Below are 26922 nucleotides of genomic sequence, written 5' to 3' on the forward strand. Positions count from 1 at the left end.
CGGCGCAGCGGCGATTCCGGGCCGTCCCGGGTCAGCCGGCCACGGATTCGACGATGAAACTCGCGACCGTGGTGGTGCTGCCGCCGATGTTCACGGTGCCGTAGCGGGTGACGCCGGGGAGCTGGCAGTCGCCCGCCCGGCCGGTGACCTGCTGGTACGCGTCGAGGAGCATGCGGACGCCGGTCGCTCCGACCGGGTGGCCGATGCCGATCAGCCCGCCGCCGGGGTTGATCGGCAGGCTGCCGGTGCGGGTGATGTCACCGGATTCCACGGCCTTCCAGCTCTCGCCGGGCGCCGTGAGGCCGAGGTGGTCGATGGCCACGTACTCCGACATGGAGAAGCAGTCGTGGACCTCGAGACCGCCGAGCTGGTGGATATCGGCCAGACCGGCGCGGGACAGCGCGTCGAGGACCGCGGTGCGCAGGTGCGGGAAGACATACGGTTCGGCGGCGGAGGCGCGGAACTTCGCGTCGAGCGAAAGGCCGACCGTGCGGTGGCCCCAGCCCGAGATCAGCGCGGTGGTGTCGGGGCGGATGGGGCTGTGCCGCTGCAGGAACCGGTCCGAGACCAGTATCACGGCCGCCGCGCCGTCGGTCATCTGGCTGCAGTCCTGGCGGCGCAGGACGCCGGCCACCGGTGGGTTGGCGGTGTCGTCGGCGGTGAAGCTCGCGTCGGTGTAGGACCAACTCCTGGTCTGGGCACGGGGATTCGAGCGGGCATTCGCGATATTGAGCGCGCTGATGGCGCGCAGGTGCGCGGGATCGAGGCCGTAGCGGCGGTCGTATTCGGCCGCGATGGCGGCGAACTGGGTCGGCCACACCAGATCGGTGTCCTGCGTCTCGTGACCCGCCCAGGCCGCCGCGCCCATGTAGGCGGCCGCCTGCCCGCCCGGGACGGTCTTCTCCAGCTCCGCGCCGATCACGAGTGCGCAGTCGTAGCGGCCGGATTCGAGATCGGCCATGGCGGCGAGGGCTGCCATGCTGCCGGAAGCGCAGGCGGCTTCGTGGCGGGCGGCCGGAATGCCCCACAGCTCCGGATGGATGGTGGCGGGCATGCCGCCGAGCTGGCCCTGGCCGGTGAACAATTGGCCGAAGGCATTGCCGACGTGGATCACCTCGATCGCGGTGGCGTCGAGGCGGACGGCGGCGAGCGTCTCGTCCAGGACGGCGCGGATCAGGGCGTCGAAGCCGAGGCCGACGCGGTGCCAGTTGACGGCGAAATCGGTTTGGCCGCCGCCCAGAATGTGCACGGACACGGGGTCCTCCTGCGATCGAAGAGTGGTCAGAGCCGGGCGCGTAGTTCCCGGCGCAGCAGTTTGCCGACCGGATTGCGCGGGAGCGTGTCGGTGAGCTCCAGGCGCTCGGGCAGTTTGAACGAGGCGACCTCGCGGGCCCGCAGATGCTCGACCAGGTCGGTGAGGGTCACGGTGGCGCCGGGCGCGGGAACGACCACGGCACAGCATTTTTCGCCGAGCACCGCGTCGGGGTAGCCGACCACGGCGACATCCGCGATCGCGGGATGGTCGATGAGCAGGCCCTCGATCTCGGCGGGCGCGATGTTCATGCCGCCGCGGATGATGATCTCCTTCACGCGGTCGACGAAGCGCAGGTACCGGCCGCCGTCGCCGCATCGTTCGAAAACGTCACCGCTGCACAGGTATCCCTCGTCGTCGAAGGGTTCGGCGGTGGCGGTGCCGGGCAGGTAGCCGCCGAAGACGGCCGGGCCGCGCAGGCGCAGTTCGCCGCGTCCGCCGATCTCGGTGACCGTCGCCCCGGTGGTGACGTCGACCAGTTTCACCGCCGTCCGGTCCGCCAGTCTGGTGGACCAGCGCACGCCTGCCGCACCGTAATACGGCAGATGCTGGGCGCGCAGGGTGGGATCCGGTAGATCGGCCGGTGCGCCCAGCAGGCTCACGCCCTCGTTGGATCCGAAGAAGTTGATCACCTGGATACCCAGTTCCTCCTGCCAGCGGCGTACCACCGGCGGCGGCAGCGGCGCGCCGCCGGAGCCGACCGTGCGTAGCGAGGACAGGTCGGCCCGGGCACGCAGGGCGTCGTTCTGCAGCAGCATGGTGAGCAGCGCGGGCGGCATGCTCGTGTGGGTGACCCGGTGCTCGGCGAGCTGCCGGAAGAACACGGGCAGATCCAGCGGGTGATGCTGGACCAGATGCCCGCCCGCCAGCAGCCACGGCAGGAACGAGCCCGCGAATCCGGCCATGTTCACCATCGGAAAGGGGTTGAGCACCACCGAATCCGGGGTCATGCCGAGCCCGTCCTGGACGCCGCCCGCCACGGCGAGCCAGTCGCCGTGGCAGCGCGGGATGCCCTTGGGCGCGGCCTCGGTGCCGCTGGTCCAGCAGATGGTGATGCGATCGTTGACGGTGACGGGGAGCGTGCTGGTGTAGTCGCGCACCCGCTTGCGGGCAGCTGCGCCGACCGGGCCGTCGAGGGCGGTCGCCTGCTCGGGGACTCCCGGCCCGAAGGCGAAGACAGCGCCGTGCCCGCCGAGAATGGTCAGGGCCTCCGCCGCGAGTGCCCGATCTCCCAGCGCCCCAACGGTAATGACGGCCTCGGCCGCGGTCGCCGCGACAATGCCCGACAGCTCGTGCCGCCGGAACGACGCGGGCATCGGCGTGGCCACCGCGCCCAGCCGCCACAGGGCGAGGTACACGGCGGTCAGGGCGATCGAGTTGGGCAGTTGGATCGCGACGGTGGACCCCTGGCGAATCCCGTTGGCCAGCAGGACCGCCGCGATATCGGTGACGTGGTCGTCGAGTTCGCGCCAGGTGAGGGTGCGTGGGTGCGCGCCGGTCAGGTCCGCCAGGTTGGCCGGGTCGGTGATGGCGGGCGCGTCGGGGGCCTCGGTGACGCGGTGGCGGAAGACGTCGGGAATCGTCTCGGGCTGCCACCAGCCGCGCTCGAGGTAGGTGCGCACGGTGTCCGCCGGATGGCAGACGTGCACCGGGCGGGCGGGGGACGTCGTTGCGGAGGAGGAGATTTCGACCATCGGAGTTCCCTGGTGATGAGTTGGTCCGGTGACGGCGCAGCTGGTCCGGTGACAGTGCGGGCGGTGGGTCAGGTCATGCGGCGCAGCACCACGGCCGAGCCGAGCCCGAGCGCGGCGGGAATGGCGACCAGCGCGTGCTCGCCGTCGCGGCGGCGCAGTTCGTCCAGCGCCTGGGCGATGAGGATCCCGCCGGTCGCGCCGAGTGGATGCCCGACCGCCACCGCACCGCCGGACGGATTCACCCGCGCCGCGTCCACTCCGAGCTCACGCATGAGCACCAGCGGTGTGACGGCGAAGGATTCGTTGACCTCGATCACATCCAGCTGTGCGGGCGAGATGCCCGCCCGCTGCAGGGCCACCCGGGCCGCACTGGTCGGCGCGGTCAGCAGCGGTGAGCGGACGGCCGTCTGGGCCGTACCCACGATCTGCGCCACCGGCGGCCGCCCGAGCATGTGCTCGGCGCGCCGATTGCCCAGCAGCAGCGCCGAAGCCCCGTCGGCCAGTTGCGGCGCGGTGGCAATGGTGTGCAGGCCGGCGACGGGCCGCCGCGCCTGCGGCGTCCGGCGGGCCACCCGCTCCCAGGACGGATCGGCTCCGAACAGGGTGGGCAGCGCGGCGAAGGCCGACGCGCACGCGTCCGGCCGCGCCCCCTCGTCGGCGGCGAGGAGCACGGTGCCGCCCTTGCGTGCCGGGATCACCGACGCCGATGTGGCTGCGCTGCTGGCCTTTCGATGTGACCGCACCGCGAAGGCGTCCAGCTCCGGCCGGGTGATGCCGTACTCGGCCGCCGTGAGATCGGCCGACACCCCAATGGTGACGAACCCGGTCCGCTCCCCCAGATCGGCGTCCCCGGCGATGGCCGGCCGATCCGCCAGCATCGGCACCCGCGACATCGACTCCACCCCGCCCGCGACGATCACATCCGCGAATCCGGCCGCCACCCGCGCCGCCGCGCCCTCCACCGCGTCCAGACCGGAACAGCAGAGTCGCGAAACCACCGCCCCCGGTACGGAATCCGGCCATCCCGCCCACAACACCGCGGCCCGGGCCACATTCGCACCCTGCTCCCCCACCGCGGTACTCACCCCGACCAGCACGTCGTCGACCGCCGCGGGCGGACAGCCCCGCTCCTCCAGTGCCGCCAGCAACTGCCCGAACAACTCGTACGGCGGAACCTCCGCCAAGGTGCCCCCACCCTTGCGCACCCGCCCCCGCGGCAACCGCACCGCGTCATAGACGAACGCCTCACTCATCGATATGCCTCCGCTTTTCTGCCGACTCCGGGTCGGACTCTTCTCCGCCAGTCTCCGGCACTCCGGGGCCCGAACCCGTAGCGATCCCGGTGAGCGCGTCGAGGGTCCGATATCCGGCCGGGTCGTCGGCGGTCGTCACCGGCACGATAACCACCTCGTCGGCCCCCGCGTCCCCGTACTCGCCGAGGCGTGCAGCCACTGTTCGCGTATCGCCGAACATACCTACGGCCGCGGGCAATTCATCCGGAATGGCCGCCAGCACCTCACGCGGATGGGCTCCGCCGTGCGCCAGCCGGACCACGTCTGCGAACCCGGCCTCGGTGAACATGGCGTCATACCCGGGGGCGCGCAGGTATCCGACGACACCCTGCCGGACGGTCGTGTACATGTCCGGGTCGGGATCCGCGGCCGCGATCACCCACACCGAGACCGGCGGCGCCGCGCGCCCGGCCCGCGCGGCGAATTCGCCTATCGCGGTGACACATCGGGCAACCTGGGCCGGGGTCACCAGATTCAGCACCACCCGGTCGGCGCAGCGCGCGGCGACCTCCAGCGCCCGCTCGCCGAAGGCCGCGACAATGATCTCGCCGCCGGCCGACGGGCCGACCGTGAGGACCCGCGACCGATGTTCTCGGGCATGGCCGTTCGAGGACGCCCGGCCGTGCTCGGATCCCACACTGGGCCAGCCGACCTCGGCCGACCCATCCGGTCCGTACCCGCTGCGGGCCGGGGTCGAGCGCAGGGCGGGCAGGCGGAGGCGGAATCCTCGTATGCGTTCGATCAGGCCGTCGTATTCGACCTTCTCCCCGGCCAGCAGAGCCCGCACGATACGGGTCGTCTCCTCCAGATGCCGTGCGGTGCGGTGCCTTCGGCGGCCGTGCCAGTCGCGGACCACCACCGTGCTGGAGGCGCCGAGGGCGATGTCGACCGGGCGGCCGGTGAGGGCGGCGACGGTGGCCGTCCCCATGGCGATGGTCGCGGGGCTGCGGACGCCGACGGCGAGCGGGCCGAGGCACAGCGGGATCCGGCCCGGGGCCCGGCCGATGGCGGTGGCCAGGGCGAAAGCGTCGAAGGTCGCCATCTCGCCGACCCAGAGACGGTGGAAGCCGAGCTTGTCGGCGGCCTCGGCCACCAGCAGGGCGTCCAGGGGTTCGCGGTTCTGCCAGTACGGGAGGCTGACACTCAGATGCGGAAGGGGCACGCGGGCAACCTTTTTCAGGAGAGCGGGCGGGCGGCGGCGCGCATGCGGTCCCCACTGACCCAGGTGGCGTGGAAGCCGAGCGGCACCTGGACCGGCAGGCCGAGGCGGCACGCGGGGCCCGCGGTGAGGTCGGCGGCGTCGTAGATCCACACCTCGCCGAGACCGGTGTGATTGTTGTGGGCGAACATGGTGAGCCAGGCGTCGTCCTCGGCGGTGCCGCCGGGGCGCGGGACCACGGTGAGCTCACTGCCGAAGATGCCGTCGCCGAAGGGCGCGGTCTGCTTTGCGCCCGTGCGGATGTCGTATTTGATGACGGCGTCGAAGATCATGGTGCGATCGACCGACAGCCGCATCTGATACGAGTAGCGGCCCGCGCGGCCGGTGCGGCCCTGATCGATGGCGGGGAACTCGGTGTTGACGTCGTCCATGACCTCCTCGCTGGTGGCGCCCGTGCGGAGGTTGAAGCGGTACCTGTGCAGCTTGGCTTCCGGGCGCAGATAGGCCAGCAGCTGGGCCAGGGGGTGAGCGCGGTCGGACACCGGGCTGGGTTCGGAGACCCGGCAGACCACCAGGACGATCTCCTCGCCCTCCTCCCACGAATTGACGGTGTGGTAGATGTAGCCGGATTCGGCCTCGAACCACTTCGCCTGCGCCCCTTCGCCATACCGCGGCAACACCGCGAACCGGCTGGGCAGCGTGCGGTCGAAGAAGATCTTGAAGCGCCCGGCCGCGGCCGCGCGCGGATCGTTGTAGAGCGGCAGATCCATGAGGATCGAATGGTTCTCGGTGATCGCCATGTCGTGCGGCAGGCGCGGGCCGGGTAGTTCCAGCCCGGTGAAATGCGTGACGGTGCCGCCCGGGTCGGCCACCCCGTAGCGCAGATACGGCGAATGGATGCCGTAATCGAAGAACAGCAGTTCCTCGGTGCGCTCGTCCACCTTGGCGTGCGCCGACACCTCGCCGTGCAGAGTGCCCCCGAAGGTGTCGACGCCGCGGGTCTCGAGGCTGACCGGGTCGAGCGCGTAGGGCTTGCCCGCCCGGTACCACAGGGCCAGCAGATTGCCGTGGTGGTAGACGACATCGGTATTGGCCGCATTGCGTTCGCGGCGGTCACCGGGCGGATTGTGGTCCCAGGGTTCGATCACGCCGCGCCACAACGCGGTTCCCGCCGCGTGCTCGGCATCGAACTCGCCCGTGCGGATGAAGCGGTTGCGGTAGGTGGCCCGGCCGTTCTCGAAGTGGACCGCGTGCAGCATGCCGTCGCCGTCGAACCAGTGGTAGCGGCCGATCGGGGCGAACTGCGGATTGGGGCCGTTGCGGACATAGACGCCGTCGAGGTCGGCCGGCAGTTCCCCGTGCAGCACAGTCAGATTCGTGGCCGTGGTCTCCTGCGCGCAGGGCGCGTAGGGGCCTTCCAGATACGGGTTGGTGAGCGCCTCGGCGGCGGGCGCGACGAGTTCTTCGTTGAGCGGCATGCGAAGCCTCCAGCAACCGGGAGTCGACACCCGGCGAGATTCACTACAGTTAATGAAGTGATACGCGTCTCACTGAGGGCTGTCAAGAGCCGGGCGCTCGGCCGGCGGCTCGAAGCGCACGTCCCGCCGGCCGAGCACGGCCGCGCAGCCCCGGCAGCGCAGCGCGGGTACCAGCACCGCGCCGCATTCCTTGTGCCGGAGGCTCAGCCCCGGTTCCGGGGTTTCCGGATGTGCGCGCTGGGACCAGGCCAGCAGGAAGGCGAAGACCCCGAACAGCGCCCGCCCGCGCGGGGTCAGCCGATAGTCGCGCCCGTCCGGCTCGGGCCGCTGCAGGATGCCCGCGTCCACCAGGCGCGCCAGCCGTTCGGTGAGTGTGGTCGGCGAGATGCCCAGTGCCGCACGGAAATCCGAGAACCGCCGCGCCCCGGCCAGGGCCAGCCCGGTGACGGCCGCGCTCCACCGGTCGCCGATGGCCTCCATGATCTCGTCGAAACGCGCGTCGCCGCGGGCGAGCGCGGCCGCCCGCACCGAGCGCCGGCGGCCGGAGGTGAGGCGCCACAGCGCATCCCGATCCAGTTCCACCTCGGTGTCGTGGGCGGTGACGTCGCGGCCGCAGCCCCGGCACATGACGACCGGCGGGCCGCGATGCCCGCACCGGGTGTGCGTGAACTCCGGCAGCAGCGCCCACTCGGCCGTCCACTCCCGCTGCCACGACCAGACGCACACCAGGATCTCCCAGGTCGCCAAACCCAGGTCGGTGAGCCGGTATTCGTAGCGATCGGCCGAGCCCGGCCGCGGCGTGCGCACCAGCACCCCGGCATCGACGAGCGCCGCCAGCCGGGCGGAGAGCACGGCGGGCGGCGCTGCGGTGCGATCGGCCCACTGGGTGAACCGGCGCGCATGGTCGACGAAGGCGTGCCGCAAGATCGTCAGCGTCAGGCGATCACCGAGCAGATCGAAGGTCGCGGCTACCGGATTCGTCACTTCAATAACTGTACTTCATGGGCGGGGACCTGCACGGTTTCCGCCTACTCGGTCATGGTCGCCAGCTCACGCTCCACGGCCGCGTCGTGCTCGGCCGCCTCCTCGGCCGCCTTCTTCGGGCTCCAGTGTCCGGCCATGATGAACACGAACGGGATGAAGCAGATCTGCGCGACCAGGCAGATCCACCACCAGCGCTTCCACTGCTTGGGCGAGTCGATCTGGGCCTGCTTCACGTCCTGGCCGTGCGCGGACAGATAGGCGAGATCGTCGGCGGGTATGGCGCTCACAGCCTCGAGCTTGGCGCTCGCCGCCGTCAGGGCCGGTCCGGTCTGAGACGCCACCGCGAGCTGATCGACCGGAACCTTCTGCGCGGCGGCGATCCGGGCGATGGCCTGATCCGGCGGGATATTGAACTTCTTCGCGACCTGGCCGACCGCGGTCGCCGCGCTCGCCTGATCGTTCGGGTTCGTCATCAGCTTCACCAGGACCTGCGTGTCGATCGCCTGGAGCGTGGCCAGCTCGTCCGGGTACTTGGCATTGAGTTCGACGGTGGTCTTCACATCCGAGGCGGAATCGCCCGTCAGCTTCACCAGCGCGGCGACCTGTGCCGCTTCGTCGTTCGGATTCTTACCCAGGGCCGTGAGCGTATCCGCGCCGACGGTCTGGATGGTGGCGATCTCCTCGTGGTACTTGGCATTGATGGTCTGCAGCCGCGGTCCGTAGTTCACCAGCGTGCCTGCGGCGGTGACCACGAACAGCAGACCCAGCAGCACGAACGTCACCACGGTCCGCAGCACGCCGCCCCACACCGCGAGCCCGACCGCCGTGGCCGCCGGATTCCGTTTCTCCACCGTCTCGGTGAAACTCGCCATCCAGGTGGAGTAGGCGATGCCGGTGCCGACGGCGGTGAAGCTCATGACTGCCGCGAAGGTGTAGTAGTCGGTGCCCGGTTTGTCGGTGTAGCTGAGGAACAGGTAGCAACCGATGATGCTGATGATCGCGCCGAAGACCATGAACGGTTTGCGCACCTTCATCGCGTCGGACACGATGCCGGTCAGCACCAGTGAGATGGCGGAGGCGATCCAGTACCAGTTGCCCAGCGAATTGGCCTGTGCGGCGGTGAAGCCGAAGTTGGTCGCCATATAGACCGGCAGGAACGAGACGATGGTGTAGAAGAACGCCAGGAAGATCGAGATGGCCAGCGCCGAGCCGACGATGTCGAGATGCATCATCTGCTTCCACTGATTGCGTTCCAGCGCCTCGACATCCAGTCCGCGCGCCCGTGCCTCGATCAGCGCCTTGTCGCGCAGCGACACCATGATCTGGTCGCGCAGTCTCGGACTGAGCTCACGCAACCCGATCAGGCCGAACACCGAGATCACCGTGCAGATCACTCCGGCCAGCCGGTAGTGGAACTGCCAGTCCGGGTGGGCGTCGAGGGTGTGCGTCGAGATCTCGGTGGTGACCAGCGCGCCCAGCACCGGGCCGAGGGTCCAGAACCCCATGGCGGAGGCGCGATCCAGCTGCGGCGAGAAGTCGCGCACCAGCGCGGGCGTGGCCACCAGCACCGCGCCCTCGACGATGCTGATCATGCAGTAGACGGCCAGGTATGCCTCTTTGGTCGTGCACTGCGGTTGCGCGAACAGCGTGAGCAGCGAGGTGATCACCGTGCCGTAGGCGACGATATTGGCCCGCCCCCACCGGTCGAGCACCCCGGTCACCACCGAGGCCACGGCCCCGAAGGCCGCGCCGATGATGAAGATGCCGACGAAGTACCGGAAGCTCAGATTGAAGTAGGCGATCAGCTGGTTGCCGACCGCGCCGGACACGAACAGCTGGTAGTACAGCGCGACCGACACGACGACAACGAGGAACAGATACCAGGATCGGGCGGGCGTTTCCGGATAGTGCGGCAGCTTGCGCCGCCACAGCCCGGTGACCAGCGTCGGCGGGGGAAAGTCCGCGGCCGGGTGTACCGCGGTCGATGTGCTACTCATGTTCGAGACGCCTTTCTCTCCACGGCGTTTCGTGCAGCCGAAATGCCCTTCGCGACGCAGCACGAGCAGCCGGGTGAAAACAGGGTAGCGGTCATGAGTGACTTGAATCACTGTTACCGAAATCCGCACTGGACAGTTGCGACAAATTGCGTGTTCCAGGCACTCGCAGCGAAGGTGCCGAGTGGCCCGGAAACGCCCCCGAAGTCAGCGCCGCAGGTATTTCCCGATGACTTCGGCGGATTCGCTGATCGCGCCGACATAGCCGTCGGGGCGAACCAGGACGTAGGTGCCGGGTGCCACGTCGTAGCCCTCGCCTACCGGCACCGCGATCGCGGGGACGCCGAGGTCGGGGGTGGGGGCGTCGAAGGCCAGCAGGGTGTGATGCGGTCCGCGGAAGGCGTCGAAAAGCCTTGTGCCGGAGGAGGAGAGTCCGTCGGGGGCACGGTCCCCGGCGCGGAGCTCGCCCGGTTCGCTGCGGTCGTCGAGCGCCAGCGGACCGTTGCGGTAGGTGATGTCGAGCTGGTGGATGGCCGGTGCCCCGCCGCCGTGGAAGTCCTGCCGGTGCAGCTGTGTGGTCAGGCCCAGCACGGCCAACGCGACCGGCATTCGTTCGGCCGTATAGGTGTCCAGCAGTTGCGGGTCCGCACCGGCCTGCACGGCCGCGAGTTTCCAGCCGAGGTTGTAGGCGTCCTGCACCCCGGTGTTGAGGCCCTGTCCCCCGGCCGAGGAATGCACGTGGGCGGCGTCGCCCGCCAGCAGCACCCGGCCCACCCGATACCGGTCGACCATGCGGACGCTCACCCGGTACAGCGAGATCCATCGCAGATCGTGCAGGTGGATGTCGGTGCGGCCGGAGCGGTCCGCGCACAGCCGGCGCACCCCGTCCAGGGTCAGGTCCGGCACCTGGTCGGCGGGCATCGAGGCGACGAACTGGTAGTGGTCGCTGTCCGGCAGGTTCCACAGCGAGAAGCGGTCGCCCACCGCGCCGTTCCCGGTCAGGATGTGACAGAACCGGCCGTCCAGGCCGTCGGCGCGGACGTCACCGATCAGGGTGCGTTCGGTCTCGAAGGTGTCGCCCGCGAAACCGACGCCGAGCGCCTTCCGTACGGTGCTGTGTCCGCCGTCCGCGGCGACGAGATAGTCGGCGCGAATCTCACCGTCCGCAGTGTGCGCTGTGACGCCGGTGGAATCCTGTGTGACACCGATGATTTCGGTGTTCCACTCGACCTGCCCGCCGAGTTCGGTCAGGTGGGCGTGCAGGATTTCCTCGGTCCGCCATTGCGGAATGAGCCAGGTGTCGGGATAGGGCACCGCCGGTGAGGCAGTGAGGCGGGGGGAGCCGAGCATCTCGGAGACCGTGCGCTCCCACACCACCTCCCGCCCGTGGTACAGGCGGAATTTCGGGAAGGGCTCGCCGCCGGCCTGGATGGCGTCGAGCACGCCGAGGTCCTCGAACACCTCGAGGGTGCGCGGTTGCAGACCCTTGGCCCGGGAACCGGGGAAGACTCCGGCGGCCTTGTCGACGATGCGGAACGGGACGTGATGGCGGGCCAGGTCGCAGGACAGGGTGAGCCCGGTCGGGCCGGCGCCGACGATCAGAACGGTCACTGCGTGGTTCCTCGATGCTGGAGTAGGACGAGTAGGACGTCGTCGACGAGGCGGTCGATGAAGGCGGTATCGAAGGGGGCGCCGATCTGCAACTGGCGCATGATCATTGCCTCGGCCACGTCGTGGATGAGTTCGGTATCGGTGTCCCCGGGTAGCTCGCCACGGGCGATCGCGCGGTGCAGCGCGTCGTGGAACGGGGACAGTTCCTCGTTCTCGGTGTGCTCCCGGAGCGCGGCGGCCAGCTCCGGATCATGACGCATGGCGGCGATCAGGCCTTCGATCATCGCGGCGATCTGGTCGGACGCCTTGTCGCGCAATGTTTCCAGCACCGCCACCAGATCGCCGCGCAGGCTGCCGGTATCCGGGATGTCGGCATTCTGCCGGGCGTCGTGGGCGTCCAGCGCCGCCTTGATCAGCTCGGCCTTGTTGCGCCAGCGGCGATAGATGGTCGCCTTGCTGGCATTGGCCCGCGCGGCCACCGCGTCCATGGTCAATGCCGGGTAGCCGCGCTCGGCGACCAGGTCCACGGTTGCCGCCAAGATCGCGTCGACACGCTGTTGTCCTCGAACCACGACTGAAGAGTACGACACGGTTTCGTTCATTCCGCTGATCCCGGCACCCGTGACAGGCCCCGATCGATCCCGCCGGCACCGACGACGAAGGCGGCGATCTCGTCGAGCGCCCGCCGCGCCTCCGGAATCGGGAACAGCGGCCAGACGTGCGGCATCCCCGGATACTCGTGCCAGGTCAGCGGAAAGCCCAACGCTGTCGCCTTCGACCAGAGCCGATGGGCGTCGGCGCCGAGGATCTCGCGCGTCCCGCTGAAGAGGGCGATCGGGGGCAGGCCGTCCAGACTCCCGAACAGCGGGCTGACCACGGGGTCGCTCAGGTCGAGATGACCGGCGAACATCCGAGTCAGTACGCGTAGCCCGCGGGCGGGGATGATCGGGTCGATCCGGTCGAGTTCGTCGATCCGCGGATCACTGACGGTCGCGTCCACCAGCGGCGAGAGCAGGACCAGCCGCGCCGGTGCGGGGAGTCCGCGGTCGCGGGCCTGCATCGCCAGGGACAGTGCGAGGTTGCCGCCCGAGGAATCGCCCATGAGCGTCAGCTCGTCGCCGGATGCCCGGTCGGCATAGAGGGATATCAGCCACGCGAAGATCTCCCGGGCGTTGTGCTCGGGTGCCAGCGGATACATCGGAACAGTGACCGAACAGTCCAGCAGCTCCACCAGTTTCGCGATCGTCTCCCAGTGCGGGTCGGTGATCGGCCGCACCCACCCGCCCCCGTGCAGGTACAGCACTCGCCGCCGAGGCTGCCCGGATCGCGGACCCAGGACATAGACGCCGTGTCCCCCGAACTCCCCCTCCCGCACGTCCAGCCGCGCCCGGAGCGCGGCCGATGGCACGGCGGGACCCTTCCGCCGATCCGCCGCGATCGACCGCCGAATCCGCTCGTCTCCGTCGAGACGACGCCGAACACACAGCGCTCGCATCGCGCACATCATCAGATGCGCTCTAACACTGGACATTTCAGCCCTCCCCGCACTGCCGATCATCAGGACCCCAGAAGTGTACGAAACCGTTTCGTACACTTCAACCCCATACGCACTTTGCTGCTCAACAGGTGCTCGGCGCGCATCGAGACTTCCTGACGGAGTGCCCGGACCGCGCCGCGCGCAGGGGCGCCGGATGGCTTATGCCATCCGGCATCCGGGCCTGCCGGCTACAGGGCGCTGTAGGTGGCGGCGACCAGGTCGTGGGCGCGGCGATCGCCAGAGAGCCAGTCGCGGCGCAGGTTCGGGGTAAAGGCGATCGCGACACGGTTGTCGAGGTCGCCGAGGCCGAGTGCGCCGCCCGCGCCCGGGTGGCCGAACGCCGAGGACCGGGCAGGCCCGGGGAGGATGAAGTTCTCACACGGGAGCATATAGCCGAGCCCGAAGGCGCTCTCCAGCAACAACACCGAGTCGGGACCGCGCACCTGCTCACGCACCGCGTCGCGCAGCACGGCCGTGGGCAGCAGCGTGCCGCTCACCAGGTCGCTGTAGAAGCGGGCCAGCGCGCGAGCGGTGGCGACCAGGCCGGAGGCGGGCCAGCCGCCCGCCAGGACCTCCGGCTTGTTGTACGAGCCAACGGGATTCGTGGAGGCGCGCATCGCGAGTGAGCCGGGGTCGCGGTAGGCGGCGGCCATCCTGGTGACGGTATCCGCGTCGATCGGCCCGGGGTCGGTCCAGGCCATCTCCCGAGCGGGCGGGAAGGCGGTGCGCGCGGACCGCTGCGCGATGTGGGGCGGCGCGCCGATCCACAGCTCCGCGCCGAAGTGACGGCGCACGTAGTCGCCGACCGTGGATTCCGTGTGCCTGCGGACGAATTCGCCGACCAGCCACCCGAAGGTCAGCGCGTGGTAGCCGTGTTCGGCGCCGGGCGACCAGATCGGCTCCTGCGCCGCCAGCAGCGCCGCCATGGCCGCCGGATCCGCGGCCTCCTCGACCGAGACCGGGCGGTCGAAGGCCGGCAGGCCGGCGCGGTGGGCCAGTAGGTCGGCGAGCGTCGTCGATTCCTTGCCCGCCGCACCGTATTCCGGCCACCAGGTCGTCACCGGTTCGTTCCAGCCGATTCCCCGGTCGTGGGCCACGGCGAGGGCGGCCGTGGCGGTGAGGGCCTTGGTGCAGGAGAAGGTCACCACGGGGGTGTCCCGCTCCCAGGGCCGGTTCGCCCGCGCATCCGCCACGCCGCCCCACAGATCGACGACCGCCTGCCCGTCCACGAAAACGGCGAGCGCCGCCCCCGCGTTCCGCCCGTCGGCGAAGCTCGATTCGAACACCTCGCGCACAGCCCGGAAGGCGGGATCGACCTCGCCCTTCACGAATCCGTTCATGACCGAATTAGAACATGTTCTAGTTTTGCAAACCAGTGCCCAGCACGACATGCACCGGCACCGGGTACCTCGTGGAGATATCCGGTGGGGTGGCGAACAGCTCGCGACTACTCGTCGGCGCCGCGGAAATACAGGATGTTGGAGCCGTGCGAGGCGAGCGGCCCGGCCTCGGCGGCCTGGCGGATACCACTGCCGGGCAGGCAGGTGAGTTTGGTGAACATGGTGGTATTACCGAACGCGGAGCGGACCTGGGTCTCGGAGGCGTAGTCCGCGCCGTAGTCGGACAGGGCCTTGAAATCCAAGGGGGCCAGCGGCTTTTCGAGCGGCGCCTGGGCCGCGGGAAGACCGAGGGCCGCGTACTGGGTGGCGGCGCCGCCTTCGTACCAGCACAGCTCGTAGGACATCTGCTCGGTGGTGGTGACGCTGACGACCGGCCACTCCCGCGACAGCCGCAGCGCCAGCGGGTGGCGGCCGACCGGAGCCACCTCCCAGTTCAGGCTCTTCACCGAGACCCAGTGCTCGGAGACCTTCTCGATCAGCACCACGTCCCCGCCCAGTCGTTCGGCGCGGTTGGACTCGGGTTCGGGTGTGCTCCAGTGCTTTTCGTCGACACCGAGATACGCCGAGCTGGGCACCGGTTGCGCGCCGTCGGCGGTGTAGGCGGCGAGGATGGCCGCGCGCACCAGGGTGACGGCATTGCGCGAGGAGCAGCGCACGCTCAGCGCGCCGAAGGAGGTGCTGATCTCCACCGGTTTGGACGGCTGGTCCGGCAGCGCGCCCGCGGCGATCGGCTTGAGGCCGACCAGCGCCAGCTGCCAGTTGATCTCCTCGATGGTGGCCAGATCACCGGCCGTCTGATAGAGGATCTGCTGCTGGGTCAGGTAGCCCGCGCGTTCGAGGGTGGCGCACTCCAGCTTGCGCAGGGCGGTGACGGTCTTGCTGGTGAATCCGATGTCCTCGACCCGGATTTCGCGCAGCCGCTGCGTCATGGCCGGGGTGGTGACACCCGCGTAGCACTCGCGGTACATGGCCAGCGCCTGCTTGCGCTGGCGGCCCACCATGAGGGTGCGCAGCAGGGTGTTCAACGAGGCGAGGTAGCGGTTGGCCTGCTCCGGGTCGGCGGCGAAGAGCCCGGCGCGGATGCGCACCGCGTCCTCCCCCGCCGCGACCGCGGCCTTGGGGTCCAGCCGGCACAGCCACACGCTGCACTTGGACAGCGCGTCCGCGGACGCGCCCGCCGCGAGCGGATAGTTCTGCGCCACATGCCGATACGCCTGGCAGGCATTGCGGATGGTGGAGGTGGCCAGCTCCCGGTGCCCGATGGTGCGGGCGGCCTGCTCGAACAACCGCAGCGCCTCGGTCACCTCGGCGGCGAAGGGCGCGGTGACATGCCCGGCGGTGAGCCAGCGCAGCCGGATGAGCACCGCCTCCTGTGCGGGCTCCAGAGCCGACGCCGACCGATCCCGCTGGGCCGGGTCGTTCTTGGTGGCCATGAGCGCGCGGGCGAGCTCGCACAGCGAGGTGGCCAGTGCCAGCTCGGTTTCGGGCGTCCGGTCCCGCGCGGCCCCGCGATCCGCGGCCACCTGGCGCTCGATGGCGCTGAGATCCATTGCGACCTTCAAACTCCCGTAACCCGTGCACGCGCCTTCCCGATCGGCGACCGTCCGCGTGTTTGCGCCGAGTCTGCCATATATTCGGCGCGCGGGTCGCCCCAACCGGCGGGATGCCCGGAGTTCCGAGCGCCCGGGCGTGGCGGCGTCGATCATCCGGAACGTGTGTAGCGCAGTTGCCCGGGCTTGTTCCGGTCGTATTCGGCACGGCCCGAGAGATGCTGCGGCACACCGACTTCCCACCACGCGCCGGCCTCGGTCCAGGTCGACGGGCGGGTGCGGACCACTACGACCGCGGGCCGCTGCCCGGTGCGGGCGGCGTCGCGCGCGCCGGTGTAGGCGTCGCGGAACTCGCCGAGTTCGCTCGCGGTGAACACCGCGCAACCCAATGCCCGCGCGTGCGCGGCGAAGTCGACCCGGGGCGGGGTGGCGTGATTGGTGCGGCAATCCGCGTAGAAGTTGTTGAAGGGCTCGGCCCCCTGTCCCCGCTGCAGTCGCGCGATGACCGCGTACCCGTCGTTGTCGCAGACCACCGCGACCAGCGGATGCCCGGCGAAGGCGGCGGAGAAGAGCTCGGAATTGAGCATCAGGTAGGAGCCGTCCCCGAGCAGGGTGGTGACCAGACCCTCCGGTTCCGCGGCGCCGGATTGCACCCGGGCCAGCGCCGCACCCCAGGCGCCGGCGAGCTCGTATCCCATGCAGGAGAAGCCGTATTCGACATCCATGGTCGGTACGCCGCCGGCCGCACGCCAGCCGCCCACCAGCTCGCCGGGCAACCCGCCGGAGGCGGTCATGACGTAGTCGGAGGCGCCGCTGAGATCGTTCACGGCGCCGACGATCTGCGCATAGCTGGGCGTCCCCGGCGTCGGCGCGCGCAGTTTGTCGATGTGCGCGTCCCAGTCCGCCCGGACCGCGGCGGCCCGTGCCGTCCAGTCCGGGTCGGCGAGCCACTCGCCGACTTCGGGTTCCAGATCGCGCAGGGTGGCGTCGGCATCGCCGACCACGGCCAGCGCGCCGTGCTTCACGGCGTCGAAGCGGGCGGTATTGATGTGGACCAGACGGACTTCCGGCGCGAAGACGGTCCAGGACGCGGTGGTGAAGTCCTGCAGGCGGGTGCCGACCGCCAGCACCACGTCCGCCGCCGCCGCGAGGGTATTGGCCGACGCCGCCCCGGTGATGCCCAGCGGTCCCGCGTACAACGGATGGTCGTGCGGGACCAGGGTGCGGCCCGCGGTCGTCTCGGTAACCGGAATCCCGTGGCGCTGAGCGAATTCCAGCGCCTGCCCGCCCGCACCGGAGTACCGGACGCCACCGCCGAGGACGAGCAGGGGGCGCTTCGCGTCGCGCAGGACACGGGCGGCCTTGGTGATGCCGCGCCGATCCGGCCGCGGACGCGGCACGTGATGGACGACCGGCACGAACAGAGCGTCCGGAAAATCGTAGGTCTCGGCCTGCACGTCCTGCGGCAGGGCCAGCACCACGGGCCCGGCCTCGGCGGGGTCGGTGAGGATCCGCGCCGCCTGCGGCAGGGTCGCGAGCAGTTGCTCGGGCCGGGTGATCCGGTCGAAATAACGGCTCACCGGGCGAAACGCGTCGTTGACCGTGACGGTCGGGTCGCCGAAGTGCTCGACCTGCTGCAGCACCGGATCGGGCGCGCGGCTGACGAAGGTGTCCCCGGGGAGCAGCAGCACGGGCAGCCGATTCGCGTGTGCCACACCGGCGGCCGTCACCATGTTCAGCGCGCCCGGCCCGATCGAGGAGGTGGCGATCCCGACCTGCCGCCGCTGCGTGGCCTTGGCCAGCCCGACCGCCGCCAGGGCCATGCCCTCCTCGGTGTGCCCGCGCCACAGCGGCAGCTCGTCGCGATGCTCGGCCAGCGCGGTCCCGAGGCCGAGCACATTGCCGTGCCCGAAGATGCCGAAAGCCGCGGGGAACAGCGGCACTTCGTCGCCCTCGAGGGTTTCCGAGCGCTGGGCGATCAGCCAGGTCACCAGGGCCTGCGCGGTCGTGAGCTTCATGCGAGCCGTCCTTCGTGGGAGGTGACCGGGCACCGCGGATCCGCCGCCTGGCTCGCCCATGCCGCCCGTATCCAGGCGTGCGCGGGGTCGTCGCAGAAGGCCATGGATCGCTCGGGCGCGGGCCCGGCCAGCACGTTCAGGTAGTACATGGGGTATCCGGGCGCGGCCGTGCACGGACCGTGATAGCCGTGCGGCACCAGGAACACATCGCCGTCCCGGACCGCCACGGTCTCGTCGAGTGAGCCGTCGGCGGTGTAGATGTGGTGCATCCCGAAACCCTCGGGCCCCGTGGCGATTCCGTCGCGCCCCGCAATGCGGAAGTAATAGATCTCCTCGTTGACGACCTCGCACTCGGAGGCCTCGTCATGCTTGTGCGGCGGATACGAGGACCAGTTCCCGTCGGGCGTGAGCAGCTCGCACGCGTTCAGCTTGTCGGCGTGCGTCCACGCGCCCGGCGTCCCGAAGTTGGTGACCTGCCGCGTCGCCCGCCCCGCCCCGCGGACCTCGACCGGAACCCGCTCGGCCGGACCGTATTTCGGGTCCAGCCGTTTCGTGCAGCGCGCCATCGGCAGCGCCAGCTCGATCCCCTCCACGGTCGTCAGCTCCACCTCCGCGTCGCGCGGCACATAGGCGAAGTCGGTCACGCGGGTGAAAACCGAATCCCGCCCGGCGAGTTCGAACACCAGCCCGTCCACCCGCACGGTGCACGCCCCGGCCAGCGGCACCACGAACGCCTCGAAGTCCCCGGTCCTCACCACCCGCCGCTCCCCCGCCGCCAGCCGCAGCACCCGCAACCCGGCGTAGGCCCAGCCCGCGTCCTCCGGAGTCAGCAGCACGGGATCGCCCGAATCCACCAGCGTTCCGGCTGGTCGATGCAGGTCCTTCGGCGTCGAGCTCATCGTGCCGCCTCCAGCACCTGGGCGGCGGCCTGCACCGCGCCGGCGACATCCCCGTCCGGTGGGTAGAGCAGGCTGCGGCCCACCACCAGGCCGCGCGCGACATCGTGGCGCAGGGCCGCGCCCCAGGAGGCGAGATCGGATTCCGGGTCGCCGGAGGGCGCACCGCCGAGGATGACGACGGGGAGTGTGGTGGCGTCGAGCACCGAGACGTCGTCGGGCGCAGGTATTTTCAGCCAGGTGTAGGCGGAGGTGACCCCGAGGCCGGAGGCGACGGTAATGGCTCGCTGCAGTGAGGCGGAGTCCTTGTGCATGGTCAGCGCACCGTCGGCGTCGCGGGCGTAGGGCAGGGGTTCCACCATGGCCATGAGCCCGTGTTCGGCCAGTTCGGAGACCGCGCGGGCGCAGGCCTCCAGGGTCGGGATGGTGCCGGGATCCGAATCGACCAGGCGCAGTAGCATTTTCCCGCCGTCGAGGCGGTACTTCACCAGCGCTTCGGCGTCGTACCCGGTGAAGCGGTCGTCGATCTCCCAGTCGGCGCCCGCCAGCCCGCCGCGGTTCATGGAGCCGATGACGATCTTCTCGTGTACGGCGTCGAGCAGCAGCAACTCCTCCACGATGTCGGGCGAGCCGAGCACGCCATCGACGGCGGGGTTGGCCAGCGCGATGAGCAGCCGTTCCAGCAGGGTGCGGCGGTCGGCCATGGCGGTGCGGTCGGCACCGACGCCGAGCGCGCCGCGGGCCGGGTGGTCGGCCGCCACCAGGAACAGGGTTCCCCGGTCCGACAGCAGGTTCGCACGTCGCCGCCGGTCGGCGTAGGCGCGCCGGACGGCCTCGGGGTCCGTGGCGCGGGTGTGCAGCAGTTCGTACCACCGCGCATCGTTCAGGTGCACAGCATCTCCTCGATCTCGGCATCGGTCGGCATGGCATCGGCGCAGGCCAGCCGCGATGCCACCAGCGCGCCGGCGGCATTGGCGTAGGCGGCCAGGCGATGCGGAGCCCAGCCGGACAGCAGCCCGTGGATGAGCGCGCCCCCGAATCCGTCGCCCGCGCCCAGCCCGCACAGCACCTCCACCCGGCAGGGCGGCACCGTCCAGCGCTCGGACTCGGTGGCGATGAGCACGCCCTCCGCGCCGCGTTTGACCACGGCCAGCCGGACTCCGCGGGCCAGCAGCCGGTCCGCGGCCGCGTCGGGATCGGCGGTGCCGACCGCCACCTCCACCTCGGTCCGGTTGCCCACCACCACATTCACGTGATCGACCATCCAGCCGATCTCGGCGCGCGCGGTCGCCGCATCGGGCCAGAACATGGGCCGGTAGTCCAGATCCAGCACGGTGTGCCCGCGCCGGGCCCGGCGTTCCAGGATGGCCCGCTGGGTGGTGCGGCCGGGTTCGGCGCTCACCCCGGTCCCGGTCACCCACAGCAGCGGCACGGAATCGACCACGTCCCAGGGGACCTCGTCCCCGGTGAGGGTGAGGTCCGGCGCGATGGGCGCGCGATAGAACAGCAGCGGCGGGTCCGCGGGCGGCTTCAGTTCGCAGAACACCACCGGCGTCTGCAGTCCCGCCGCCGTCCCCACGTACCGTGCCGACACCCCGAATCCTTCGAGGGCGTCGCGCACGAAATCTCCGAACCCGTCCGGCCCCACCTTGGTCAGCACCGCGGCGCGGCGGCCCAGCCGCGCCGCCGCCACCGCCACATTGGTGGCCGTGCCGCCCAGGAATTTCGCGAAGGTCGTCACCTCGGCGAGCGGCACCCCGCTCTGCTCGGGGTAGAGGTCGACGCCGACCCGGCCGATCGTCAGCACCTCCAGCTCGGTCACGGCACCACCCGCTCCAATTCGTGTTGCAGCACCTCGAGTTCGGCGCCGCCGGCCATCTGCCGGGTCAGCTCGGTGAGGTCGATCGCGGACTTCTCGTAGCTGCCGAGCGTGGCGCCCCGTTTGAGGAGCAGGAAGCGGTCGCCGACCGGGTAGGCGTGATGCGGGTTGTGGGTGATGAGCACGACGCCCAGTCCGCGATCGCGGGCCTGCACGACATATCGCAGCACCACACCGGCCTGCTTCACGCCCAGGGCCGCGGTCGGCTCGTCGAGGATGAGGACTTTGGCCCCGTAGTGCACCGCCCGCGCGATGGCCACGCACTGGCGCTGACCGCCGGACAGCGTGCCGACCGGCTGCTCCAGATCGGGGATGTCGATCCCCATGTCCGCCAGACCTTTTCGCGCGATGTCCTGTGCCTGCCCGCGGTCCAGCAGCTCGAGCGGGCCATAGCGCTTGACCGGTTCGGAGCCGAGCACGAAGTTGCGCCACACGCTCATCAGCGGCACCACCGCCAGATCCTGGTAGACGGTGGCGATGCCGAGGTCCAGCGCCGCACGCGGCGAGGACAGCCGCATCGATTGCCCCTCGATGCGCAGCTCCCCGGTGTCGTGCTGGTGCACGCCCGCCAGGATCTTGATCAGCGTCGATTTGCCCGCGCCGTTGTCGCCCAGCACGCAGGTGACCTCACCGGCTTTCACCACCGTCGACACGTCGCGCAGCGCCACCACGCCGCCGTAGCTCTTTCCGATGCCGGCCGTTTCGATGAGCGGCACCGCGGTCCCGGCGCTGTCGTTGTCCGTCGCGGTCATCGGCGTACCCTTTCCGCCCGCTTCTTGAATGCGTTGTTGACCAGCACGGCCGAGAACAGCAGCACGCCGAGGAACAGCATGAACCAGTCGCTGTTCCAGCCCGCCAGCACGATGCCCTGCCGCGCCATGCCGAAGATGAGCGCCCCGATGGCCGCGCCCACCACCGAACCGAACCCGCCGGTGAGCAGGCAGCCGCCGATCACCGCGGCGATGATGTACTGGAATTCCAGTCCCACACCTTGATTGGCCTGCACGCCGGCGAACCGCAGCAGGTTGCACGCGCCGACGATCCAGCCCGCGAACGCGGTGGTCATGAACAGCAGGATCTTGGTGCGGGTGGCCGGCACGCCCACCGCGCGGGCGGTGGGCAGCGAGCCGCCGACCGCGAAGATCCAGTTGCCGAAGCGGGTGCGCGCCAGCACGATCGCCGCGATGGCAGTGACCACGATCCACCACACGACCGATGCCTGGATGCTGGCATTGCCGATCTTGGTGGTGGAGGCGAAAACCCAACCGGCGGACTGATATCCGTCCGCGCCGCGCACGCCCGACACCTGCACGGTGCCGGTGGCCCAGCGCGTCACACCGAGATTCAGGCCCTGCAGTGCCAGGAAGGTGCCCAGCGTGACGATGAAGCTCGGCAATCCGGTGCGCATCACCACCCACCCGTTGAGCGCACCCACCGTGAGCGCGAAGGCCAGCGAAACCACCAGCGCGAGCCAGACATTCCAGCCCGCGTGCACCGCCAGCAGCCCGGTGATCAACGCGGTGGAGGCGGTCATCACACCGGTGGACAGGTCGAATTCGCCGCCGATCATGAGCATGGCCACCGCCACCGCCATGATGCCGAGCGTGGAGGCGTCGTCCAGCCAGGTCGAAATACCCAGTGGCTTCAGGAATTTCGTGGTGACGAGACCGAAGAACACGAAGACCACCACCGCGCCCAGCAGCGCGCCCACCTCGGGGCGCGCTACCAGCCGGTTGAGAATGGCCAGCCGATCCGGCGGCGGCGCGACCGTCGTGGTCTCGGATGTCGTTGTCGTCGTTGTCATCTCATCGTCTCCCGGCCGGTTCACCGCGTGCCCTGGCCGACCAGCGCGGCGACGGCATCGACATTGCTCTTGTCCACGAACGCGGGGCCGGTCTGCACCGGATGGCCGCCGCCCACGGTGTTCAGGTTCGATTTGTAGAGCTTCAGCATCACCACCGGCAGATAGCCCTGCTCGTACTGCTGCTGATCCACCGCGAACAGCAGTGTCCCGGCCCGGATCGCGTTCACCACATCGGAATTCAGGTCGAAGGTGGCCACCGTCGCCTTCGAGGCGGACTCCCGCACCGCGTCCACGGCGCGGGCGGCGATCTGCGAATTCAGCGTCAGCACCGCGTCGATGGAGCGATCGGCCTCCAGCGCGCCCTTGATGCGCGACTGGACATCGGTCGGGTTGTTGATATCCACCTGCAGCGTGGTCGCGGCCCCGAAGCCCTGGGTGGCGCCGGCGCAGCGTTCGTTCGCGCCGACATTCCCGGCCTCGTGGATCACGCACAGCATCTTGTGTTTTCCGGCGTCGGCCAGCCGCTTCCCGGCCGATTCACCGGCCAAGCGCTCGCTCTGGCCGACGTGGCCGATGGCCCCGAACGGGACACTCTCGGCCTCGCCGGAGTTGATGGTCACCACGGGAATCCCGGCGGCGACGGCCTTCTCGACCGACGGCTTCAGCGCGTCCGGGTTGGCCATGGACACCACCAGCCCGTCCACGCCCTGGGCCACGGCATTGTCGATGAGCTTGGCCTGCTGGGTCGGATCGCCCGAGGAGTTGTACTCGACCCGGACGCCGAGGTCCTTCCCGGCGGCTTCCGCACCGTTCTTGACCACGTTCCAGAAGGCGTCACCGGGCGAGCCGTGGGTCACCACCGCCACCGAATTCAGGGTGCCCACCGCGACCGGGGCCTGGGCGGGTCCGGTGACATCGGCGCCGGGGCCGCTGCAGGCGGCGAGTACGGCAGCCGCCGCGAGCCAGGGAGACAGGCGCAGCCGGCGGGGGCGGCGCGATCGGGAGATTGCGGACATCGTCGTCGTCACCTCCCACTAGATCCGAGCCGAGGCGAGACCAGCACCGATCTCGGCCAGGTGTCGCAGACTTCGCCGAGCGTCACCCGTCGGGCCCTCGGCGGTGGCGCCGGGACGCAATGCGGTGTCCTGCTCGATCACATACCAGCCCCGGTATCCCCCAGCGTGCGCCGCGCGGACCAGGGCCGCGATATCGACATCTCCGGTACCCAGCGGAACGTAGAGCCCCTGCCGGACGGCTTCGCTGTATTCCATACTGCCGCTGCGTACTTCGGCGGCCACGGCCGCGCGGACATCCTTGAGGTGGATGTGCCCGAGGCGATCCGCGTGACGGCGGACCAGATCGACCGGGTCGGTGCCGCCGATGAGCAGGTGCCCGGTGTCCGCACACAGGTCCAGCCCGGAGTCGGCGAGAAAGCGATCGACCTCGGCGGCCGTCTCGACGTGGGTGCCCACGTGCGGGTGCAGGGCGACGCGCAGGCCGTGGGTGGCGGCGATCTCGCCGACCGCGGCCGCGGTGTCGATGAGGGTCCGCCATTCACGATCACCGAGGGGTGTCCGGGTGTCGTACCCGTCCTGTCCGGTGGCCGCGGCCAGCACCAGGATCTCGGCGCCGGCTGTCGCGAACCGCTCGGCCGCGGCGCGGGCGGCGGTGACGGCCCGGTCGGGTTCGCGGTGCAGCACCAGGGCGAGGAAGCCGCCGATCGGCGCAATACCGTAGGTGCTCAGGGTCTTTCGCAGCTCGACGGGGTCGTCGGGTAGGTAGCCGGGCGGGCCGAACTCGGTGGCGGTGAGGCCGAGGCCGGCCATCTCGGCCAGGACGATGTCCGGTTCCAGGACATGCCCCCAGCCGGGGACCTCGCAGACCCCCCAGGAGATCGGCGCGGCGGCGATGCGCAGGGGGGTGATACGCAGTGGATGGAGCGGTTCGGTCATCGGCACTTCCCAGACCCGTCGTTGGCCATCGGTGAGGCTCGTTGGAGCGCTCCAACAATGTAACCTGGCTCACTCTGGTGTCAAGGGTTCGACATGTGCCGAAAAGTAGTGCCTAATCACGGAAAACGCTGCCTTCCAGGCGAAATGGCACCGAACACAGGTGTCCAGAATATCCGATTAGAGCGCTCCATTGCCCCGGGCCACGGCAACGCTGTAGCGTGCGACACACATCGATAACGACGGGAGGCGACCATGACCAGACCGACCATGGAGGACGTCGCCGCCCGCGCCGGCGTCTCCCGGGCGCTGGTCTCGCTGGTCATGCGGAACTCCCCCAAGGTCAGCGAGCACCGCCGCCGCGCGGTGCTCACCGCGGCCGCCGAACTCGGCTACCAACCACACGCCATGGCGCGGTCGCTGGCCAGCCGCACCTCCAATATCGTCGGAGTCATGGTGTCCGACCTGCGCAATCCCTTCTTCGCCGATGTGGTCGAGGGCATGGACGAGGCGGCGCGGCGGGCCGGGCTGGAGCTCATCCTCAATACCGGACGCCGCAGCGCGACGCGAGAACGGACCGCACTGGAGAGCCTGCTGGGCTTCCGCCCGGGCGGGGTCATCCTGCTCTCCCCGGTGCTGCCGGCCTCCGCCATTCGCGACGCGGCGGCGCGCTGCCCGGTCGTCCTGGTCTCGCGCACCTCCACCAGCCCGGCCGTGGACACCGTCAACGACGACGGCGAGCTCGGCGCGGCACTGGCTGTGAATCACCTTGTCGCCCTGGGGCATCGGCGCATCGTGCACCTCGACGGCGGCGCGGCCTTCGCGGCGCCGCCACGGCGCAAGGGCTACACCGCCGCCATGGCCCGCTACCACCTCGAACCCATGGTGATCCCCAGCGAGCACACCGATGAGGCGGGCGCGGCCGCCGTCCGCACCCTGTTGAACATCTTCTCCCCCAGCACTTTTCCCACCGCACTGGTGTGCGGCAACGATTTCAATGCCGTGGGCGCGATGGCCGCGCTCGAACAGGCGGGACTGCGTGTGCCCGAGGACGTTTCGGTCGTCGGGTACGACAACACCTCGCTGGCGGCGCTGCGGCACGTCGCGCTCACCACCGTCGACCAGCCGCGCACCCGCATCGGCGGGCTGGCCGTGGAGGCCCTCACCGAGCGACTGCGCGCCGACCGCACCGACCCGGTGCGCAAACGCCTGGAGCCGTCACTGGTCGTCCGCTCGACCACCGCCCCACCCCGCGACTGACAGGAGCCATCGCCATGTCCCCGATCACAGTGGGCCTCGCCGGCACCGGCCGCATCGGCACCTCCCACGCCGAAACCCTCAGGGCCCTACCGGGTGTGAGCGCGGTCGTCGTCACCGACACCGATGCCGAACGCGCCCGCGCCGCAGCCGACAAGCTCGAGGTGGAGTACGCGCCCGATATCGAGGCGCTGTTCGCCGCCGGTATCGACGGCCTCGTCATCACCACCGCCACCGACTCCCACCCGGCCCTCATCACCGCCGCCGTCGACCGCGGCATCCCGGTCTTCTGCGAAAAGCCCATCGCCGCCGACATTCTGGGCACGCTGCAGGTGGTCGAACGCGTGGAGCGCTCGACCGTGCCGGTCCAGATCGGCTTCCAGCGCCGCTTCGACGCCGGGTACCGGGCCGCGCGCGCCGCGGTCGCCGCCGGGGACCTGGGCTGGATCCACACCCTGCGCGCCACCACCCTCGACCCCGCGCCACCGCCCGCCGAGTACATTCCGCGCTCGGGCGGGCTGTTCCGCGATTGCGGCGTCCACGATTTCGACATCATCCGCTGGGTCAGCGGCCGCGAGGTGGTGGAGGTCTACGCCACCGGATCCAATCGCGGAGACCGGGTCTTCGCCGAGGCGGGCGATGTCGACACCGCCGCGGTGGTGCTGCGCCTCGACGACGGCTCACTGGCCACTGTCGCGCTCAGCCGCTACAACGGCGCGGGCTACGACGTGCGGCTGGAAGTGCTGGGCTCCAAGGGCAATGCCATCGTCGGACTCGACGAGCGCGCCCCGCTGCACTCGGTCGAACCCGGCCAATCGCCCTCGGGCCTGCCCGCCTATCCGGGTTTCATGGACCGTTTCCACGGCGCCTACACCGAGGAGCTGACCACCTTCCTGGGCGTGATCACCGGCCGGCTGGCCAATCCGTGCCCGCCGGCCGACGCTCTGGAGGCCTTCTACATCGCCGAGGCCTGCGAGCTGTCCCGGCATCAGGGCAGGCCGGTGCGGCTGGCCGACATTCGCCGATAAATCCCGGCTACCGCGCGGCAGGATCGCCGTTTATCCTCCGGGGTGCCCGGTGATGACAGCGGGATCCGAACGAGAGCTAT

22 protein-coding genes are annotated in these 26922 nt (G+C 70.1%); 2 read left to right on the plus strand and 20 right to left on the minus strand.

The window, feature by feature from the left end:
• Positions 1-31: 31 nt before the first annotated feature.
• The 20 genes from ACFXKA_RS17585 to ACFXKA_RS17680 form a co-directional block, all read right to left on the minus strand.
• Positions 32-1255, minus strand: a complete 1224-nt coding sequence (locus ACFXKA_RS17585) for an acetyl-CoA acetyltransferase (RefSeq protein ID WP_379428015.1) — start codon at positions 1253-1255, stop codon at positions 32-34.
• A gap of 26 nt (positions 1256-1281) precedes the next feature.
• Positions 1282-3006: a class I adenylate-forming enzyme family protein gene (locus ACFXKA_RS17590; RefSeq protein WP_379428016.1), complete on the minus strand. Its 1725-nt coding sequence runs from the start codon at positions 3004-3006 to the stop codon at positions 1282-1284.
• Between the two features lie 68 nt (positions 3007-3074).
• The gene (locus ACFXKA_RS17595; protein WP_354846448.1) at positions 3075-4259 is read right to left on the minus strand and encodes an acetyl-CoA C-acyltransferase; all 1185 of its coding nucleotides are present in this window, start codon (positions 4257-4259) and stop codon (positions 3075-3077) included.
• Positions 4252-5460 carry an LLM class flavin-dependent oxidoreductase gene (locus tag ACFXKA_RS17600; RefSeq protein ID WP_379428017.1) on the minus strand — a complete coding sequence of 403 codons (1209 nt, stop codon included), beginning with the start codon at positions 5458-5460 and terminating at the stop codon, positions 4252-4254. The genes ACFXKA_RS17595 and ACFXKA_RS17600 overlap by 8 nt, the downstream gene beginning before the upstream one ends.
• Before the next feature lie 14 nt (positions 5461-5474).
• Entirely contained in the window at positions 5475-6935 is a 1461-nt protein-coding gene (locus ACFXKA_RS17605; RefSeq protein ID WP_379428018.1) for a carotenoid oxygenase family protein, read from the minus strand.
• 69 nt (positions 6936-7004) lie between these two features.
• On the minus strand, positions 7005-7919 hold the full coding sequence (locus ACFXKA_RS17610; RefSeq protein WP_379428019.1) for a winged helix-turn-helix transcriptional regulator: 915 nt from the start codon (positions 7917-7919) through the stop codon (positions 7005-7007).
• 44 nt (positions 7920-7963) lie between these two features.
• Positions 7964-9916 (minus strand): MFS transporter, encoded by a 1953-nt coding sequence (locus ACFXKA_RS17615; protein ID WP_379428020.1) that lies wholly within the window; start codon positions 9914-9916, stop codon positions 7964-7966.
• Positions 9917-10120: 204 nt separating this feature from the next.
• Positions 10121-11524: an FAD-dependent monooxygenase gene (locus tag ACFXKA_RS17620; protein WP_379428021.1), complete on the minus strand. Its 1404-nt coding sequence runs from the start codon at positions 11522-11524 to the stop codon at positions 10121-10123.
• Positions 11521-12126 carry a TetR/AcrR family transcriptional regulator gene (locus ACFXKA_RS17625; RefSeq protein WP_379428022.1) on the minus strand — a complete coding sequence of 202 codons (606 nt, stop codon included), beginning with the start codon at positions 12124-12126 and terminating at the stop codon, positions 11521-11523. The genes ACFXKA_RS17620 and ACFXKA_RS17625 overlap by 4 nt, the downstream gene beginning before the upstream one ends.
• Positions 12123-12932, minus strand: a complete 810-nt coding sequence (locus tag ACFXKA_RS17630; RefSeq protein ID WP_379428023.1) for an alpha/beta hydrolase fold domain-containing protein — start codon at positions 12930-12932, stop codon at positions 12123-12125. The genes ACFXKA_RS17625 and ACFXKA_RS17630 overlap by 4 nt, the downstream gene beginning before the upstream one ends.
• 317 nt (positions 12933-13249) lie before the next feature.
• A complete protein-coding gene (locus ACFXKA_RS17635; protein WP_379428024.1) occupies positions 13250-14401 on the minus strand; it encodes a serine hydrolase domain-containing protein in 1152 nt (383 codons plus the stop codon).
• Between the two features lie 107 nt (positions 14402-14508).
• Positions 14509-16011 carry a hypothetical protein gene (locus ACFXKA_RS17640; protein ID WP_379428025.1) on the minus strand — a complete coding sequence of 501 codons (1503 nt, stop codon included), beginning with the start codon at positions 16009-16011 and terminating at the stop codon, positions 14509-14511.
• A gap of 152 nt (positions 16012-16163) precedes the next feature.
• Positions 16164-18029: a 3D-(3,5/4)-trihydroxycyclohexane-1,2-dione acylhydrolase (decyclizing) gene (gene iolD, locus ACFXKA_RS17645; RefSeq protein WP_379428026.1), complete on the minus strand. Its 1866-nt coding sequence runs from the start codon at positions 18027-18029 to the stop codon at positions 16164-16166.
• Positions 18026-18928, minus strand: coding sequence for a 5-deoxy-glucuronate isomerase (iolB, locus tag ACFXKA_RS17650; protein WP_379428027.1), 903 nt, complete (start codon positions 18926-18928; stop codon positions 18026-18028). The genes iolD and iolB overlap by 4 nt, the downstream gene beginning before the upstream one ends.
• Positions 18925-19818, minus strand: coding sequence for an aldolase (locus ACFXKA_RS17655; RefSeq protein ID WP_354846415.1), 894 nt, complete (start codon positions 19816-19818; stop codon positions 18925-18927). The genes iolB and ACFXKA_RS17655 overlap by 4 nt, the downstream gene beginning before the upstream one ends.
• Positions 19809-20747: a 5-dehydro-2-deoxygluconokinase gene (iolC, locus tag ACFXKA_RS17660; RefSeq protein WP_379428028.1), complete on the minus strand. Its 939-nt coding sequence runs from the start codon at positions 20745-20747 to the stop codon at positions 19809-19811. Before iolC ends, ACFXKA_RS17655 begins: the two co-directional genes overlap by 10 nt.
• Positions 20744-21556 carry an ATP-binding cassette domain-containing protein gene (locus ACFXKA_RS17665; RefSeq protein ID WP_379428029.1) on the minus strand — a complete coding sequence of 271 codons (813 nt, stop codon included), beginning with the start codon at positions 21554-21556 and terminating at the stop codon, positions 20744-20746. The genes iolC and ACFXKA_RS17665 overlap by 4 nt, the downstream gene beginning before the upstream one ends.
• The gene (locus ACFXKA_RS17670) at positions 21553-22608 is read right to left on the minus strand and encodes an ABC transporter permease (RefSeq protein WP_379428030.1); all 1056 of its coding nucleotides are present in this window, start codon (positions 22606-22608) and stop codon (positions 21553-21555) included. Before ACFXKA_RS17670 ends, ACFXKA_RS17665 begins: the two co-directional genes overlap by 4 nt.
• A gap of 20 nt (positions 22609-22628) precedes the next feature.
• A complete protein-coding gene (locus tag ACFXKA_RS17675; protein ID WP_379428031.1) occupies positions 22629-23624 on the minus strand; it encodes a sugar ABC transporter substrate-binding protein in 996 nt (331 codons plus the stop codon).
• An 18-nt stretch (positions 23625-23642) separates the two neighbouring features.
• Positions 23643-24560, minus strand: coding sequence for a TIM barrel protein (locus ACFXKA_RS17680; protein ID WP_379428032.1), 918 nt, complete (start codon positions 24558-24560; stop codon positions 23643-23645).
• Positions 24561-24812: 252 nt separating this feature from the next.
• Between ACFXKA_RS17680 and ACFXKA_RS17685 the strand changes: the two genes are divergently transcribed.
• Both ACFXKA_RS17685 and ACFXKA_RS17690 read left to right on the plus strand, forming a co-directional pair.
• Positions 24813-25817, plus strand: coding sequence for a LacI family DNA-binding transcriptional regulator (locus ACFXKA_RS17685; RefSeq protein ID WP_379428033.1), 1005 nt, complete (start codon positions 24813-24815; stop codon positions 25815-25817).
• Positions 25818-25831: 14 nt separating this feature from the next.
• The gene (locus ACFXKA_RS17690; RefSeq protein ID WP_379428034.1) at positions 25832-26842 is read left to right on the plus strand and encodes a Gfo/Idh/MocA family oxidoreductase; all 1011 of its coding nucleotides are present in this window, start codon (positions 25832-25834) and stop codon (positions 26840-26842) included.
• The last annotated feature ends 80 nt before the right edge of the window (positions 26843-26922 follow it).

Source organism: Nocardia sp. NPDC059228 (genome assembly GCF_042754245.1).
In the GTDB taxonomy this organism is placed as follows: Bacteria; Actinomycetota; Actinomycetes; order Mycobacteriales; family Mycobacteriaceae; genus Nocardia.

Coding starts and splice junctions, on each gene's coding strand:
- ACFXKA_RS17590 (WP_379428016.1), bottom strand. CDS start 3,006: ATGGTCGAAATCTCCTCCTCCGCAACGACGTCCCCCGCCCGCCCGGTG.
- ACFXKA_RS17595 (WP_354846448.1), bottom strand. CDS start 4,259: ATGAGTGAGGCGTTCGTCTATGACGCGGTGCGGTTGCCGCGGGGGCGG.
- ACFXKA_RS17605 (WP_379428018.1), bottom strand. CDS start 6,935: ATGCCGCTCAACGAAGAACTCGTCGCGCCCGCCGCCGAGGCGCTCACC.
- ACFXKA_RS17615 (WP_379428020.1), bottom strand. CDS start 9,916: ATGAGTAGCACATCGACCGCGGTACACCCGGCCGCGGACTTTCCCCCG.
- ACFXKA_RS17625 (WP_379428022.1), bottom strand. CDS start 12,126: ATGAACGAAACCGTGTCGTACTCTTCAGTCGTGGTTCGAGGACAACAG.
- ACFXKA_RS17635 (WP_379428024.1), bottom strand. CDS start 14,401: ATGAACGGATTCGTGAAGGGCGAGGTCGATCCCGCCTTCCGGGCTGTG.
- ACFXKA_RS17640 (WP_379428025.1), bottom strand. CDS start 16,011: ATGGATCTCAGCGCCATCGAGCGCCAGGTGGCCGCGGATCGCGGGGCC.
- iolD (WP_379428026.1), bottom strand. CDS start 18,029: ATGAAGCTCACGACCGCGCAGGCCCTGGTGACCTGGCTGATCGCCCAG.
- iolB (WP_379428027.1), bottom strand. CDS start 18,928: ATGAGCTCGACGCCGAAGGACCTGCATCGACCAGCCGGAACGCTGGTG.
- ACFXKA_RS17665 (WP_379428029.1), bottom strand. CDS start 21,556: ATGACCGCGACGGACAACGACAGCGCCGGGACCGCGGTGCCGCTCATC.
- ACFXKA_RS17670 (WP_379428030.1), bottom strand. CDS start 22,608: ATGACAACGACGACAACGACATCCGAGACCACGACGGTCGCGCCGCCG.
- ACFXKA_RS17675 (WP_379428031.1), bottom strand. CDS start 23,624: ATGTCCGCAATCTCCCGATCGCGCCGCCCCCGCCGGCTGCGCCTGTCT.
- ACFXKA_RS17680 (WP_379428032.1), bottom strand. CDS start 24,560: ATGACCGAACCGCTCCATCCACTGCGTATCACCCCCCTGCGCATCGCC.
- ACFXKA_RS17685 (WP_379428033.1), top strand. CDS start 24,813: ATGACCAGACCGACCATGGAGGACGTCGCCGCCCGCGCCGGCGTCTCC.
- ACFXKA_RS17690 (WP_379428034.1), top strand. CDS start 25,832: ATGTCCCCGATCACAGTGGGCCTCGCCGGCACCGGCCGCATCGGCACC.